Origin of the sequence: Burkholderia sp. Ac-20365 (assembly GCF_017104715.1) — a bacterium.
GTDB lineage: Bacteria > Pseudomonadota > Gammaproteobacteria > Burkholderiales > Burkholderiaceae > Paraburkholderia.
On the sequence record NZ_JAAGPI010000005.1, the window covers coordinates 226,584 to 241,457 of the forward strand.

The following is a 14,874-nucleotide window of genomic DNA, read 5'->3' on the forward strand; positions in this document are numbered from 1 at the left end:
TGGTCCCAGATTGCATTTCCGGAGTCGATCATGAAACGAGCATTGTTCGCAGGACTCGTCATCGCCGTAACGACGGCAACCTCTGTGGCGCCTTCCGCGTTCGCGAGCGGATATGGGCCGGCGCCATTCTATCGGCCTTATGTCGGCGCACCGTCCTCGCAGCGCGGCCAGAACTCGCAGACACTCGCCACCGAGCGTATGAACGAGAGAAATGCATACGCAGACGACGTGGGCGGCGTTGCCGCGTCGACCTCAGAGATGGGCGAAAGCGCACCACCATCGAGTCATGCCTGGACTTACCGGCATCACTGATTATTCGTTCTTGCTGTTATCGTTAGACGTCGCGCCGATTGCTTCTTCTTCCTCGGCGAGACTATGCCCTACGTTCTGTTTGATGAACTCGACAAATGTCCTGATCTTCGCCTCGAGATATTGTCGTGACGGGTATATCGCGTAGACGAAACGTGGATGCGTGGAAAGTTCAGGCAGCACACGCACGAGATTCCCAACGCGCAGATCGTCCATGACCGAGTACATCGACAACAGGCCAATGCCGGCGCCCGCGCGCAAGGCGACCGACATGGCTTCATGGTCGTTGACAGAGAAGTACGAATCCGACGGTGTAAAGACGAACTCTTCGGACGTGCTGCACAGTATCCAGTCGTCCGATGCATAGGGAGGCGTATTGATGCGCACGCAGGTGTGCCGGGCGAGATCATCGAGCGTTTCGGGTGCGCCGCTTCTGGCGATGTAGTCCGCTGACGCGACGAGGATCGAACGGCTCAAGCCAATGATTTGCGCGACGTTGGCAGAGTCGGGCAGCGTGGTCGCAGAGAAAATCGACACGTCGATTGCATCGCTAACCAGATCGGGCATGTCCTGACTGAGCGTCAGTTCCACGCAAACGGATGGATGCTCCTTGCGATACGCAATGATCGCAGTCGTCACGTGTTTTTGACCCAGACCGGGAATCGAGTGCACTCTTAACACGCCGCGCGGTTCGCTGATCGCCTCACGCGCTTCTGCGTCGGCGTAATCGATTTCCTCGAGTATCTTCTTGCATCTGGCGTAGTAGCGTTGACCGGATTCCGTCACTGCAAGACGCCTTGTCGTTCGCTGGATGAGTCGCGTAGAGAGATCCTGTTCGAGTTCGGTGACGGCTCTCGATACATTACCCGTGGTGCTGTTCAACTGTCTGGCCACATTCGTGAAGCTACCCATCTCGACTACGCGTGCAAACACTCGCATGTTCCGAAGCTTGTCCATATGCACCTCTGGCAGCAGAGAGACAATTCATATCAAGGAGATTGCCATCCTTGTTGATGAAAATCGACCCGATATGAAACGTGAATTTTCCATTGCGCACGGATATGCGCAGATTCGCGGCGCCTTTATCCGCGACTCGACCAGTAATGTCTCGACTTTCTGTCGTCTTTATAACGTGGGCTTACGAACACACTAGAAACACCGGTCTATTCAGGCGATCTATACTCTGCAAATGATTTGCAATAGCGCCGTCGATCAGGCAGAAGCAGTACGCGGGCAGTGCATGCAAAGTTGCTGATTTTTCTGGATCGGGAGGGCGGCGACATGTCGAGTGACCGTGAAGCAGGCACAGAAGCGCAGGCTACGGTTCCGGTTGTCCAGTCCGGTGAAGTCGCACTGAAACGCGTGATGGAAACCATCATGCGTATGCTGCTCGTCAGCACGGGTGCAACGGTGTGTCAGTTGATGTTCCATGAAGAGAGCGAACTACGCGTACGTGCACGAGCGACACAAGAACGCGATATCGCTGTCGAGTTTGGCTCATCGATCAAACCGGAACCACTCAGCCTTTTTATCGGACGATCAGTGCTGCGTACGGGTGCACCATTGATGGTCGATGTGAAAGCCCACTGCCATGAACTGGCCGGCAGTAGTGCTCGGGATTGCCTGCCGCATACCGGATTTGGCATTCCGCTATATGCCGAGCGCAATCTCATTGCCGTGCTCTACCTGCAAAGCAACCGGCCGAGTTCCGCTTTTTCGCCCGAGAAGCGCACGCTGATCGAACTCATGGCGTCGCAGATCGGTACTTCTCTCGCGCATGCAATCGGGCAGTCGTCGCTGGACGATGAGAAGCAACTTTGGGGCATCACCGAGAATCAATTGCGTCATGCGCGCGACGAACTGCTCGAAGCATCCTGCGCGACGAACACGGGCGAACTTCTCGCATCGATCATCCACGAACTGAGTCAGCCGCTCAGCGCCATCGACGCGTCGACGGGTGCCGGGCTTCGTTGGCTTCAGCGCGACGTGCCCAGTCTCGATGAGGTAAAGATCAGCCTCGACAAGGTTCGAAGCTGCACGGCAAGAGCGAAAAAGTCGATCGACGGACTTCGCGCGCTGATCAGACAGCCTGATCGATCGTTCTTCAGATTCGATGTCCATGCCGCGATTCGCGAAGTCGTCCTGCTCTCGCGCAAACGCATCGACGATCATCGCGCACAGGTCACGTTCACCGGCATGGATTTCATGGGCCCGGTGCTGGGTAATCGCATGCAGATTCAGCAAGTCGTGCAGCACCTGCTTGCCAATGCGCTCGATGCAATATCACACGTCACCGATCGCCCGCGGATCATCACGATTTCATCAGAAGCGGGGCGCGGACAAGGGATCGTCATCTCTGTCGCCAACTCGGGGCCCGGCATTTCGCAGGTACACAGAGAGGAATTGTTTCTCCCTTTCGTCACGACGAAAACGCACGGTATGGGAATCGGGCTATCCGTGTGCAAGAGAATCATCGAAGCACATGGCGGCGAACTGTGGCACGACAACGCCGAGCCGCACGGAACGCGGTTTTCGTTCATGCTGGATCGCGCTCGCGACGACTGCAATAGCGGCCCCGTGTTCCACTCACAGCCTGAGTGTTAGCAATCGCCGCTTTACCACTATGCCGATTCGGATGGCGTGACGGCGAGTCCCAGCAGCTTTGCTTTCTGAATGAACTCACCGAGTGTCTTCACACCGAGCCGTTTCATCCCTTCCCCGCGGTATATCTTCACGGTGATTTCGCTGACTCCGAGTTCGCTCGCTATCTGGCCGTTCAACATGCCGCGTGCGATCCGATGCATGACCTGCTTTTGCCGTGGCGTCAGCTCTATCCAGCGGTCTTGCAGGTCTTGCAAGGCCGATGCATCCGCCAGTCTCAAACGGTCCAGACTGATCGCTTCCGCGATCGCGTCGAGCAGATCCTGGTCGCGCAATGGTTTCGTGAGGAAATCGACCGCGCCCGCCTTCATCGCCTTGACGGTCATGACGATGTCGCCGTGCCCGGTCAGAAAGATCACGGGATGAGAAACACCGCGTCGCGCAAGCTCCTGCTGCACCATCAAGCCGCTTTGGCCCTTGAGACGAACGTCGAGCACGATACACGCAGGCGAGTCGTTCAGAGGCCCGTCTTTCAGCGCCTCGATCAGCGCTTCTCCATTGGAGAAGACGCTGGCCCTGGTGCCAACCGATCTCAGCAGCTGCTGCAACGCATCGCGCACGTCTTCATCGTCATCGACGATGAAGACGGTTGGATTTTCGGTCGCGTGCTGGCCAGTCAGATTGCCGTTCACTGTCTTGTCCCGTGAAACGATCCCAATCTAATACTACTCACCGCCGCGCAACAGAACCACGTTAATTTCCGAATAATGCGTCTGGAGACAGATAAAAAGCGGAAAACGGCATCGTTTACATATGCGGCACGCGCATGTTTATTGCAGCAGATCCCCAGGCGAAGAATCATGTCCGGCCGTCTCCGCCTGGTCGGCCCATTGCGGCGCATGGCGGAGTTTCACCCGGCGGCGTCCAGCGCGAGATCTTCCGCGTAACGGCGCACGTCTTCAGCGGAACAGGGCGCGCAGCGCTGCTCGAGCAACGGCGGCAGTGAAGCGGCACACGCTTCTACCGCCGACGCGAGCACCATCGCTGTCACGTTGCGTGGCGCGGGGCGCGCCGGGCGCGGACGGAAAATGTCATCGCCCGGCTCGATCGCTGCGCCCGTCATGGCACAGCGGCCCGACACACGCGCACGCGCAGAAACCCATAGCTGCTCGCGATAACAGCATTTCGTAGGATCACGCCAATCGAGCACGACGGTCAGTGCACTTGGCCGATCGATCACCGTCACGCACGGTTCCCACGTTGCAGCGTTACTCTCGACCGCCCTGCGGCGCAGAGGTTGATCGATGGGCTCTTCAATCGTGCACGATGGATCCGGACGCAAGGACAGAAGATTGATTGTCCGGGTCCACGGATCGACGAGGTTTGCGTCTAGCAGCATCTACGCCTCCATTCGACACTTGCATTCCCATGTCGGCGGAGTCACGAAGCGTGCGCCGCTGACACAGATTCCCCTTCAAACGAGGCCGCGCGTTGTCGCGGAGATGGTCCGCTATGGTCGTGGCTGGCGGATCACATGCGATACAGGCTGCAGGCGGGCTGTTTCAGGTGCACGGCTCGCAGCGAACGCGGCCCATTCAAGATATCGCCGCGTAGCGAGTGATGCCAGACCTACAAAGGGTTGCACCTCGTGAGGAAAATCGCCGGACCTTATACTTTTGGTTAGTGTGTCTTGACGGCGTGGCTCGCGACAGGCAAGAGAATCAGGTGCGGCGTGCCCGCGGATTCACGCCCAGCACCTGAGCGTGGCGAACCAGTTCGACCACCGATCGCACGCCCATCTTGCGCATCACCTGGCCGCGATGCAGCTTGATCGTGATTTCGCTGAGGTGCATTTCATCGGCGATCTGTTTGTTGAGCAGCCCTGCAAGCACGAACTCGAGGACATCGCGCTCTTTCGGCGTCAACGAATCGTAGCGACCACGCAGCTCGGCAATGGAGGACTCGAATGCCAGACGCTCGGCATCGCGACGCAGCGCCTGAGTCACAGCGTCGAGCATGTCCTGCTCGCGGAAAGGCTTGGAGAAGAAATCCATCGCGCCCGCTTTCATCGCCTTGACGGACATCTCGACGTCAGGAAACCCTGTGATGAAAAGAATCGGAATGTGAGGCGCGAGGCTGGCGATAGACTGCTGGAAAGCGAGTCCGCTTTCGCTGCGCAGCCGCACATCGAGGATCAGGCAACTTGGAATGCTTTCCCGACGAAACGCAATGAATTCGACGGGCGAGCTAAATGCCTCGACGCGATGTCCCACCGAGCGCAACAGACTGCCCAACGACTCTCTCACATCTTCATCGTCGTCGATGATGTATACGATCGACGGCGTCAGCGAACCGTCGCCATCAGCCGAAGTCGATTTCCCGGTGGTCGTCATTACGCTTTCCCTCTCACGCAATTCTTCGTCCAATTATCCGCTCGATGCGAGCGTTGCGCCGGGTGGCCCAGAATACGACCCTTTCCATTGTAAGGACCGGCTTCGTGGACTGTCCCTGCTCTGTCAGTACTCAGGCGATGTGTTTGCCAGCAATACCCATTACATCTTGGGCTGCGTGGTCTTACATAAAGCAGACGTATTTTTATACCAACGTATGGTTACTGCACTGAAGGTGACCCATTATTCTAGAACGATAACAGTTCACAACCCACAGGGTCGCCGTGCGTTCCACCTGTGGAACCCGTCCGAGGGAATCCCGTGACGCCCACCTCCGTTGTTTCGATAGTAGAAGATGACGAATCGGTTCGGGAGGCGATCGAGAATCTCATTCGCTCCATTGGGTGGGATGTTGCCTCTTTCGATTGCGCCGATGCATTTCTTCGCTCCGGTATCGCGCGAAACACGCGATTGCTGATCTCGGACGTCACCATGCCGGGCATGTCCGGCATTGAGATGCACGCGCAACTCGCTTCCGGAGGCATCGCGCCTCCAACGATTTTCATCACGGGATATCCGAACGTTCAGGACGAGGCCGTTGCGCTTGCCAACGGTGCGATTGCGTACCTGGAAAAGCCGCTCGATTCGAACGTGATACTCGCCAGAATCCAGCAGGCGGTAGGTAAGCCCTAGCTTGCTTGCGCACGCGCGTCACGCGCAACGATTGTTCGCCCGACACGGCAGCGCGCGTCGCGATGCGCTGTCAAAAACCACTAGCGCGCTAATGTACCCGCTTTACGCCTCCGCGTGATGACATCGAGGCTGCTCGCGTCAAAATCTATACGACGGTATAGGGTTCTGACGTCGACTTAAGGCGACGCCATACCCCGGTACTATTTTCTCGCAGCAGCCTGTCGCGCTAGTGTGTTGCCATCGAGAGCACTTGCATTCAGGGCTGACGTACACCTTTCCCTCTCGAAGATCCTTCGACCCCGACGGCTTCAAGGCGGAAAGTCGATCTCTGAAAACTGGCGGCACAAATCCTTGAGCGACGCCGTACTTTCTTGCGACGCGCACACGCTCCTCTTGCAATGATCGTGTGACGTTCCAAAGTACAGGCGCGCCTGGTTAAAGGTGATTTCGATGGATGCCAATGCGCTCGATCTGTCACGGCTGCAGTTCGCCTTCACAGTCTCTTTCCATATCATGTTTCCGGCACTCAGCATCGGGTTGGCCAGCTTTCTGGCTGTGCTCGAAGGCTGCTATCTGAAAACAGGAAAACCGCATTACAAGGAACTGTGTATCTACTGGTCCAGGATCTTCGCCGTTGGTTTTGGCATGGGCGTGGTGTCCGGCGTCGTCATGGCTTATGAGTTCGGAACCAACTGGTCCGGGTTCTCCAGTTTCGCAGGGCCGATCACCGGTCCGCTTCTGACGTACGAGGTGATGACCGCCTTTTTCCTCGAAGCAGGGTTTCTCGGAATCATGCTGTTCGGCTGGCAAAAGGTCGGACCCAAAGCCCATTTCGCCGCCACGTTACTGGTCGCGATCGGCACGCTGATTTCAACCTTCTGGATATTGTCGTCGAATAGCTGGATGCAAACGCCGCAAGGCTTTTCCATCGAGCACGGTCACGTCGTGCCGGTCGACTGGTTTGCTGTCGTATTCAATCCGTCTTTCCCGTATCGACTGGCGCATATGACGATGGCCGCGTTTATCGTCGCCGCACTGATCGTCGCAGCAACGGGCGGCTGGCATCTGCTGCACGGACGCCGCGATCCCGAAGTCAAAACCATGTACTCGATGGCGCTGTGGTTACTGCTGTTTCTTGCGCCCATTCAGGCATTTGTCGGCGATCAGCACGGGCTGAACACGCGTCATTACCAACCTGCAAAGATCGCCGCTATTGAAGGGCTGTGGGAGACCGAGAAGGGCGGCACCGCGCTGAACCTCATTGGTTTTCCCGACATGCAGGCGGAGGAAACCCGCTACGCAATCAAAATACCGCATCTGGGCAGCCTGATTCTCATGCACAGCTGGAATGGCGAGATTCGAGGACTGAAGGAGTTTCCCAAGGAAGATCGCCCGAATTCATCGCTGATCTTCTGGACTTTTCGCATCATGGCAGGTCTCGGCGTCTTGATGATATTGACTGCAATCGTCGGCGTCATCTTGCGCAGAGGCGGCAAGCTTTTCGAATTCCGGCCCTACCAATGGCTCACGGTGCTGATGGGACCGACGGGCATCATCTCGCTGATTGCAGGCTGGATCACCACGGAGGCCGGCCGCCAGCCATGGGTCGTCTACGGTGTGCTTCGAACGAAGGATGCCGTTTCGCCGGTGACAGCGCAAAGTGCCGGCGTGTCCCTGCTTGTGTTCGTGATGGTCTACTTTCTCGTATTCGGCACGGGCATCTACTACATCATGAAGCTCATCCACGCCGGACCAGGACAGACAGACCATGGCGCGCCAACGCCCGTGCACGTCGATCCCGCAGAAGCCAGCGGACGGCGTCCGCTCGCCGCTGCAACGGAATAGTTCGCCGCAGTCCACTTCAATCACGCATCCCGGAGCCTGGCATGGACGTTACCGTGGTATGGGCCGCCATCATTGCACTCGGCCTCTTTATGTACATCGCGCTCGACGGGTTCGATCTGGGCATCGGCATGATCTTTCCGTTCTTTCCAGTCGACAGCGAACGAGACATGATGATGCACAGCATCGCGCCCGTCTGGGACGGCAATGAAACCTGGCTGGTACTGGGAGGCGCAGCGTTGTTTGCGGCCTTTCCAATGGTCTATTCGGTCGCGCTATCCGGACTTTATCTGCCGATTACCTTCATGCTGGTGTGCCTGATCTTTCGCGGCGTATCGTTCGAAGTACGCGGCAAGGCCAATCGCACGAAGAACGTGTGGAGCCTTGCATTCATCTGCGGTTCGGCCGGTGCCGCCTTCTTTCAGGGCGTGATTCTGGGTGCCTATCTCCACGGCATTCCCGTGACGAACGGTGTTTTTTCTGGCGATCCATTCTTCTGGGTGACACCATTCAGCTTCTTCACAGGCATGGGTTTGATGGTTACCTACGCGCTGCAGGGAGCGACTTATCTGGTGCTCAAAACAGATGGGGAATTTCAGGAACGTCTGCGTGCGCTGGTATGGCCGCTGACGCTCGCGTTGCTGGGATTTATCGTGGCCGTCAGCATCTGGACACCGCTGACGGACGCGCAGGTTGCCGCGCGCTGGTTCGATTCATCGTTTCGCTACAGGCTGTATCCCGTGCCGTTTCTCGTAGCGATCACAACGGCACTGATGTATATCGCGGTCAAACGCGGCTCGGATCTCGCGCCGTTCGTGTTGTGCCTGGTTCTTATCCTGCTGGGTTACATCGGCCTTCTGATCAGCATATGGCCTTATGCGATACCCAATAGCGTCACGCTTTGGGACGCTGCGTCGCCTCGTCCGAGTCAGCTGTTCGCACTGGTGGGTGCGGTGATCATCATCCCGATCATCGTGGTGTATACGACTGCTGGTTATTGGGTTTTCCGCGGCAAGCTCGAAGCGGGCAGCCAATACCATTGAAGGAGATCCGTCATGTCCATTCCAACTTCCGATTCTGAGTCCACGACGGTCGGCAAACGCATGATGTGGTTTGTCATTCTGTGGCTGGTGGGCTTCGTTGGAACCATGCTGCTTGCCATGCCGTTCCACTTCCTCGTTGCAGCAGCGATGCGCCATTAAAGCCGTTGCGCTCGGGCAGCAAACCTCAAATGCGAAAAGCCGGCGGACTGTTGCGCCGCCGGCTTCGAGTCAGTCACTACACATCATATGCCTCGCGCGAGTGCATTCTCCGATCTGCCGTGTTTCGCCCGCCACCGGTGAGGCGTGTCGTCGACGTGACGCCGGAACACCGTCGTGAAATGCGCCTGAGTACGGAATCCGACGCTGAATGCGATATCGGCAACCGTCGATCTGGTGGTCGCAAGCAATGTCTTCGCATGTTCGACCCGTCTGCGCAGAATGAACGTATGCGGAGAAGTCCCCGTCGCGGCCCTGAAACGTGCCGCAAAGTGCATCGGCGAGAGTCCGACTGCGCCGCCTAGTTCCGCCAGAGTCAGACTTCCGTCGATCCGCTGGTCGATGAAATCGATCGCGATCTTGACGCGCCATGCTTCGAGCGGTGACACGGATGAAGCGCGGGCCGGCTTGATCGATGCGCGTGCAACGATGTTCTCCAGCAATCTGGCGAGGATAGACATCGTGATGCCGTCAGCGTAAAGCGAACTTGTCGAAGCACGGCCGTGCAAAGCACGCAAAAGTGTGCCTGTGAGCTTGATAACGACGGAATCCCGAACATGCAACGGCGCCGCGGCGAACAGCGAAGTGATATTCGGCGCCTCTCCGTCGTCGAGCCACTCCGTCAGCCAGTGCGCGGGTACGTAGACATGCAGGAAGTCGGCTGGCGTGTGAAACGTGCCGCTCACCTCAACACCGGATGGCAAAACAAGCGCCGCCCCGCGATCGAGCACGCCGTCATAGAAAGGCTTGTCGTTCGACACGACCGTGACAACCGATTGCCGCAAACAGAGGGCAACGAGCATGTGCTGGGGGTCGACCGTCGTGTTCCAGATTCGCGGTGCTTCACTCGTCCATCTCGACGCGACGAAAGAGTCTGCCTTGTGAATCGACTGACGGTCGATTTGCAGTTCAGCGCCCAGAATGGCTTTTTGCCGGTCGCCGGCCTGTTCGAGGCATGGATTTCGTGTGACAAGTCCGGACGGGTAAGAAGCGACCTTGGTAGGCTCGGTGTATAGACCGATAGCAAGTGATTCGTGCATGGATCTTCCCTCTGTTTCCGCTCAGAAGTAGCGCGAGGACACTCTGTGCCGAGTGACGCAGAGCTGTTTTCGTACACACCCGAACGCTTGGCGGTAAAGCCGGGGGTACGTACAAAAGATAGCGTCACCAGAGGAAGGCGAATAGTCTACGGCGGTATGGAACTGCCCTGGCGATCCCTCCAGACCCTAAACGAAAGTATGGGTAGAGAAAAAATCGTGTGTGTCGCGGAATCAGCTGGCGTAAGGTTATGAGGGGTCACTTGCCACGCCGCAGTGCAAGCAACCCGTGAGCGGGACATTACGACGAAGATTGCGCGAACCGTTGAAAGTCTGTGTAGCCTTCTGCTCCGCCGCCATAGTACGTTTCGACTGCTGCATCTGTCAGCGGCAATTCGTGGCGCAGCCTTTCCACCAGATCGGGATTCCCAATAAATGGTCTTCCGAACGCGATCATATCGGCGTAGCCCGACGTCACGGCTTCCATTGCCAGCGCGCGGTCGTAGCTGTTGTTAGCAATGTACTTACCGCCGAAGGACGCATGCAGTGCCTTGAAATCGAAATCTCCCGCTGCGTTCTTGCCGCGCGTTTGCCCTTCCACGCAATGCAGCCATGCGAGACCGAGCTTCCCAACGCGTTCCGCCAGAAATCCATAGGTTGCCTGTGGATCACTGTCCAGCGGCGTATCGCCGACAGCCCGCGTAATCGGCGACAGGCGTACGCCGACACGATCGGCGTTCCAGACGCCGGCCACGGCTTCGATAACTTCAATGGCAAGCCGCGTGCGGTTTTCGATCGAGCCGCCATAACGGTCGGTACGCCTGTTCGTGCTGTCGCGAATGAATTGCTCCAGCAGATAACAGTTGGCGGCATGCACTTCAACGCCGTCGAATCCTGCCGCCTTCGCATTGCTCGCAGCACGCCGATAGTCTTCGATGATGCCGGGTATCTCTCCCAGCTCCAGCGCGCGAGGCATTGAAGGCCGCGCGGGGCCGTCTACCGTAAAGACTTCGTCGTCCGCCTGAACGGCCGACGGCGCGACGGGCGCGGCACCGTCCTTTTGCAGGCTGACGTGCGACATGCGTCCAACGTGCCACAACTGAAGCACGATACGGCCGCCTGCTTCATGTACGGCCTGCGTGACAGCTGACCACGCGGCCACCTGCGGCTCTGTATAGATACCCGGCGTGAACGCGTAGCCGCGCGCCTGCTGCGAGATGTTCGTGGCCTCGCTGACGATGAGTCCCGCCGACGCACGTTGCCGATAGTACTCGACCGCGAGCGCCGACTGCACGCCATCCATCCCGGCGCGCGAGCGGGTCAATGGCGCCATCGCGATGCGATTCGCGACGGGAATGGCGCCAATCGACGTCGGAGAAAAAAGGCCACCGTGATCCATATCGACACTCCTTCGGTTACGTAAGAGGTTGGGGAAACTTATAACACCCGGCTCTCACGCAGCACTCCAAGCGGTTCAGATAGAAAAATTCCACGTTGAAGTGACAACGTATGTGGCCCGACGCAGCGGCGTGTCTCCTCCAGTGAGCGAACACCGTGTTTTTCGAAAGATCGTGCGTTCGCAGAATACGCGTCAGCCGATATCGGGGACGATATACGGGAGCGCGAGAGTGTCCCCAACAATGCCGTGTGACACCGGTTTAGGAAACATCCATGGATAGCCTGACACGACGGCAGTTCCTGAAGATTTCGGCTGCGACACTCGCCAGTTCGAGCGTCGCATTGTTGGGCTTTTCTCCAGGTGCCGCGATAGCGGAAGTTCGTCAATACAAGCTGAGTCGTACCACTGAAGTACGAAACACCTGCACGTATTGCTCGGTTGGATGCGGCATCCTGATGTACGCATTGGGCGACAACGCGAAGAACGCGAAAGGCAGCATCATTCACATCGAGGGCGATCCCGATCATCCCGTCAATCGCGGCACCTTGTGCCCGAAAGGCGCCAGCCTTCTCGACATCATTCACAGCGAATCGCGTCTCACGATCCCCGAATATCGCGCGCCCGGGTCGGACAAATGGACGCCCATCTCATGGGACCACGCATTCGATCGCATCGCGAAACTGCTCAAAGCAGATCGCGACGCGAACTTCGTTCATCAAACCCCCGAGGGAAAGACAGTCAACCGTTGGGTGACGACAGGTTTTCTCGCTGCATCCGCCGCGAGTAACGAAGCCGGGTACCTGACGCACAAGGTGGTCCGCAGTCTGGGAATGCTCGCATTCGATAATCAGGCCCGTGTCTGACACGGCCCGACGGTGGCAGGTCTTGCCCCGACGTTTGGCCGCGGTTCGATGACAAACCATTGGGTCGATATCCGCAATGCCGATGTGATCCTCGTGATGGGCGGCAATGCAGCCGAGGCGCATCCTTGCGGCTTCAAATGGGTCGTCGAGGCGAAAGCGCATCGTGGCGCGCGCCTGATCGTGGTCGACCCGCGCTTCACGCGCACGGCGTCGGTCGCTGATTACTATGCGCCGATCCGCACGGGTACGGACATCGCATTTCTGGGCGGCGTCATCAACTATCTACTGACCACCGGCAAAATCCAGCATGAGTACGTCCGCAATTACACGGACTTCAGTTTCATTGTCCGGAGTGACTTCGAGTTCAACGACGGTCTTTACTCCGGCTATAACGCAGAGAAGCGCGCCTACGACAAAAGTACCTGGGACTACGAGTACGGCGAAGACGGTTACGTCAAGACGGATGCAACGCTCTCCAATCCGCGTTGCGTCTACCAGCTGATGAAGACGCACTTCTCCAGATACACGCCGGAAATGGTGGAGAAAATCTGCGGCACACCGAAAGAGAAGTTTCTGCACGTCTGCGAGGTGCTCGCCAGTACGGCCACGCCCAATCGCGCGGGGACGCTCCTCTATGCACTTGGATGGACACACCATTCGATCGGCGCACAGATCATCCGCACGGGCGCGATGGTGCAGTTACTGTTGGGGAACATCGGGATCGCGGGCGGCGGTGTCAACGCGCTACGCGGACACTCCAATATCCAGGGGCTGACAGACCTCGGGCTATTGAGCGAAATGCTTCCGGGATACATGGTGCTTCCCACGGAAAACGACCAGGACTACGAAGCCTACATCCGCAAGCACACGCTCAAGCCATTGCGTCCTAACCAGCTCAGCTTCTATCAGAACTACCCCGCCTTCTTCGTGAGCATGATGAAGTCATGGTGGGGCGATGCGGCGACGAAGGAAAACAATTGGGCTTACGACTATCTTCCGAAACCCGACAAGACCTATGACGTCATCCAGAACGTCGAACTGATGGTACAGGGCAAGATGACGGGCTATGTCTGCCAGGGCTTCAACATGATCGCTTCAGCGCCGAACAAGGCGAAAGTCTTCGACGGGTTGAGCAAGCTCAAGTGGCTCGTGATCATGGACCCGCTGGCGACCGAGACATCCGAGTTCTGGAAGAACTATGGTGAGTTCAACGATGCCGATCCGTCGAAGATACAGACCGAAGTGTTCCGGCTTCCGACCACGTGTTTTGCCGAAGAAAATGGCTCGGTGGTAAGTTCTTCGCGTGTGCTGCAATGGCACTGGAAAGGCGCCGAGCCGCCCGGTGAAGCACTCAGCGACGCCGAGATCATGTCGAATATCTTCACAAGGATGCGTGAGATGTATCGCACGCAAGGCGGTGCATATCCGGATCCGATACTCAAGCTCAGTTGGCCGTATGTCGATCCTGAAAGCCCCACGCCTGAAGAACTGGCGAAAGAGTACAACGGCTCGGTAGTCAGCGATATCGTCGATCCGAACAGAAAAACAGTACTGAAAGCGGGACAACAGCTCTCAGGTTTTTCGCAGCTTCGCGACGACGGAAGTACCGCAAGCGGTTGCTGGATCTTCTGCGGCTCGTGGACGGAAGAAGGCAACATGATGGCTCGCCGGGACAACAGCGATCCGACGAGCATCGGACAAAGTCTGGGATGGGCGTGGGCATGGCCTGAAAATCGCCGCATCCTGTATAACCGCGCGTCGTGCGATATCAACGGGCAGCCGTTCGATCCTTCGCGAAAGATCATCCGTTGGGACGGCAAGAAATGGGATGGCGCCGACATTCCGGACTACAAGGAAAACGAAGCGCCTTCTCTCGGGATGGGTCCGTTCATCATGAACCCCGAAGGCGTAGCGCGCTTCTTCGCCCGGACACTGATGAACGAGGGACCGTTTCCCGAACACTATGAGCCCTTTGAAACACCGCTTGGGTTCAATCCGTTGCATCCGGATCGGCCGGATGTAACCAGCAATCCTGCTGCGAGAGTGTTTCCCAATGATCGCGCGAATTTCGGCTCGGCCCGAGAGTTTCCCCACACGGCGACGACCTATCGCCTCACTGAGCATTTCCATTTCTGGACCAAGAATGCGCGGCTAAACGCCATTGTTCAACCCGCGCAGTTCGTCGAGATCAGTGAAGAGCTTGCGAAGCAGATTGGCGTCGTTGCCGGTGATCGCGTGAAGGTTTCGTCGAAGCGTGGATACATCATCGCCAATGCCGTGGTCACGAAGCGGATCAAGCCGCTCATTGTCGACGGCAGGAAAGTCGAGACGGTTGGTGTTCCATTGCACTGGGGATACAAAGGTGTCGCGAAGCTCGGATATCTGGCCAATACGCTGACGCCATCGGTCGGCGATGCGAACACGCAGACGCCCGAGTTCAAATCATTTCTCGTGAAAGTCGAAAAAGTCTGAGGGCGAACC

The 14,874-nt window shown here is 57.6% G+C and carries 13 protein-coding genes; 7 read left to right on the forward strand and 6 right to left on the reverse strand.

Annotation, left to right across the window (positions count from 1 at the left end):
• Positions 1–30 precede the first annotated feature (30 nt).
• Positions 31–312: a hypothetical protein gene (locus G3O01_RS12185; RefSeq protein WP_205804900.1), complete on the forward strand. Its 282-nt coding sequence runs from the start codon at positions 31–33 to the stop codon at positions 310–312.
• Here G3O01_RS12185 and G3O01_RS12190 read toward each other — a convergent pair whose 3' ends face one another.
• Positions 313–1,266: a LysR family transcriptional regulator gene (locus G3O01_RS12190; RefSeq protein ID WP_205804901.1), complete on the reverse strand. Its 954-nt coding sequence runs from the start codon at positions 1,264–1,266 to the stop codon at positions 313–315.
• A gap of 324 nt (positions 1,267–1,590) precedes the next feature.
• Between G3O01_RS12190 and G3O01_RS12195 the strand changes: the two genes are divergently transcribed.
• Entirely contained in the window at positions 1,591–2,913 is a 1,323-nt protein-coding gene (locus tag G3O01_RS12195) for an ATP-binding protein (protein WP_205804902.1), read from the forward strand.
• Between the two features lie 17 nt (positions 2,914–2,930).
• Here the strand turns inward: G3O01_RS12195 and G3O01_RS12200 are convergent, their stop codons facing one another.
• The 3 genes from G3O01_RS12200 to G3O01_RS12210 all read right to left on the reverse strand — a co-directional run bounded on the left by G3O01_RS12200 (position 2,931) and on the right by G3O01_RS12210 (position 5,303).
• A complete protein-coding gene (locus G3O01_RS12200; RefSeq protein ID WP_346779174.1) occupies positions 2,931–3,602 on the reverse strand; it encodes a response regulator in 672 nt (223 codons plus the stop codon).
• A 218-nt stretch (positions 3,603–3,820) separates the two neighbouring features.
• Positions 3,821–4,309, reverse strand: coding sequence for a DUF3331 domain-containing protein (locus tag G3O01_RS12205; protein ID WP_205804903.1), 489 nt, complete (start codon positions 4,307–4,309; stop codon positions 3,821–3,823).
• 322 nt (positions 4,310–4,631) lie between these two features.
• Positions 4,632–5,303, reverse strand: a complete 672-nt coding sequence (locus tag G3O01_RS12210; RefSeq protein ID WP_205804905.1) for a response regulator — start codon at positions 5,301–5,303, stop codon at positions 4,632–4,634.
• A gap of 318 nt (positions 5,304–5,621) precedes the next feature.
• Here G3O01_RS12210 and G3O01_RS12215 point away from each other — a divergent pair, with 318 nt between their 5' ends.
• The 4 genes from G3O01_RS12215 (at position 5,622) to G3O01_RS12230 (ending at position 9,037) form a co-directional block, all read left to right on the forward strand.
• Positions 5,622–5,993: a response regulator gene (locus G3O01_RS12215; protein WP_205804906.1), complete on the forward strand. Its 372-nt coding sequence runs from the start codon at positions 5,622–5,624 to the stop codon at positions 5,991–5,993.
• 444 nt (positions 5,994–6,437) lie between these two features.
• Positions 6,438–7,838: a cytochrome ubiquinol oxidase subunit I gene (locus G3O01_RS12220; protein ID WP_346779178.1), complete on the forward strand. Its 1,401-nt coding sequence runs from the start codon at positions 6,438–6,440 to the stop codon at positions 7,836–7,838.
• A gap of 41 nt (positions 7,839–7,879) precedes the next feature.
• Positions 7,880–8,878: a cytochrome d ubiquinol oxidase subunit II gene (gene cydB, locus G3O01_RS12225; protein ID WP_205804908.1), complete on the forward strand. Its 999-nt coding sequence runs from the start codon at positions 7,880–7,882 to the stop codon at positions 8,876–8,878.
• Between the two features lie 12 nt (positions 8,879–8,890).
• Positions 8,891–9,037 (forward strand): hypothetical protein, encoded by a 147-nt coding sequence (locus G3O01_RS12230; protein ID WP_205804909.1) that lies wholly within the window; start codon positions 8,891–8,893, stop codon positions 9,035–9,037.
• A gap of 83 nt (positions 9,038–9,120) precedes the next feature.
• On the opposite strand, the gene G3O01_RS12235 is transcribed toward G3O01_RS12230, so the two are convergent.
• On the reverse strand, positions 9,121–10,134 hold the full coding sequence (locus G3O01_RS12235) for an AraC family transcriptional regulator (protein ID WP_205804910.1): 1,014 nt from the start codon (positions 10,132–10,134) through the stop codon (positions 9,121–9,123).
• 298 nt (positions 10,135–10,432) lie between these two features.
• Entirely contained in the window at positions 10,433–11,530 is a 1,098-nt protein-coding gene (locus G3O01_RS12240) for an alkene reductase (RefSeq protein ID WP_205804911.1), read from the reverse strand.
• A gap of 272 nt (positions 11,531–11,802) precedes the next feature.
• Here G3O01_RS12240 and fdnG point away from each other — a divergent pair, with 272 nt between their 5' ends.
• A complete protein-coding gene (gene fdnG / locus G3O01_RS12245; protein WP_205804913.1) occupies positions 11,803–14,865 on the forward strand; it encodes a formate dehydrogenase-N subunit alpha in 3,063 nt (1,020 codons plus the stop codon).
• The last annotated feature ends 9 nt before the right edge of the window (positions 14,866–14,874 follow it).

Coding starts and splice junctions, on each gene's coding strand:
- G3O01_RS12185 (WP_205804900.1), top strand. CDS start 31: ATGAAACGAGCATTGTTCGCAGGACTCGTCATCGCCGTAACGACGGCA.
- G3O01_RS12190 (WP_205804901.1), bottom strand. CDS start 1,266: ATGGACAAGCTTCGGAACATGCGAGTGTTTGCACGCGTAGTCGAGATG.
- G3O01_RS12195 (WP_205804902.1), top strand. CDS start 1,591: ATGTCGAGTGACCGTGAAGCAGGCACAGAAGCGCAGGCTACGGTTCCG.
- G3O01_RS12205 (WP_205804903.1), bottom strand. CDS start 4,309: ATGCTGCTAGACGCAAACCTCGTCGATCCGTGGACCCGGACAATCAAT.
- G3O01_RS12210 (WP_205804905.1), bottom strand. CDS start 5,303: ATGACGACCACCGGGAAATCGACTTCGGCTGATGGCGACGGTTCGCTG.
- cydB (WP_205804908.1), top strand. CDS start 7,880: ATGGACGTTACCGTGGTATGGGCCGCCATCATTGCACTCGGCCTCTTT.
- G3O01_RS12230 (WP_205804909.1), top strand. CDS start 8,891: ATGTCCATTCCAACTTCCGATTCTGAGTCCACGACGGTCGGCAAACGC.
- G3O01_RS12235 (WP_205804910.1), bottom strand. CDS start 10,134: ATGCACGAATCACTTGCTATCGGTCTATACACCGAGCCTACCAAGGTC.
- G3O01_RS12240 (WP_205804911.1), bottom strand. CDS start 11,530: ATGGATCACGGTGGCCTTTTTTCTCCGACGTCGATTGGCGCCATTCCC.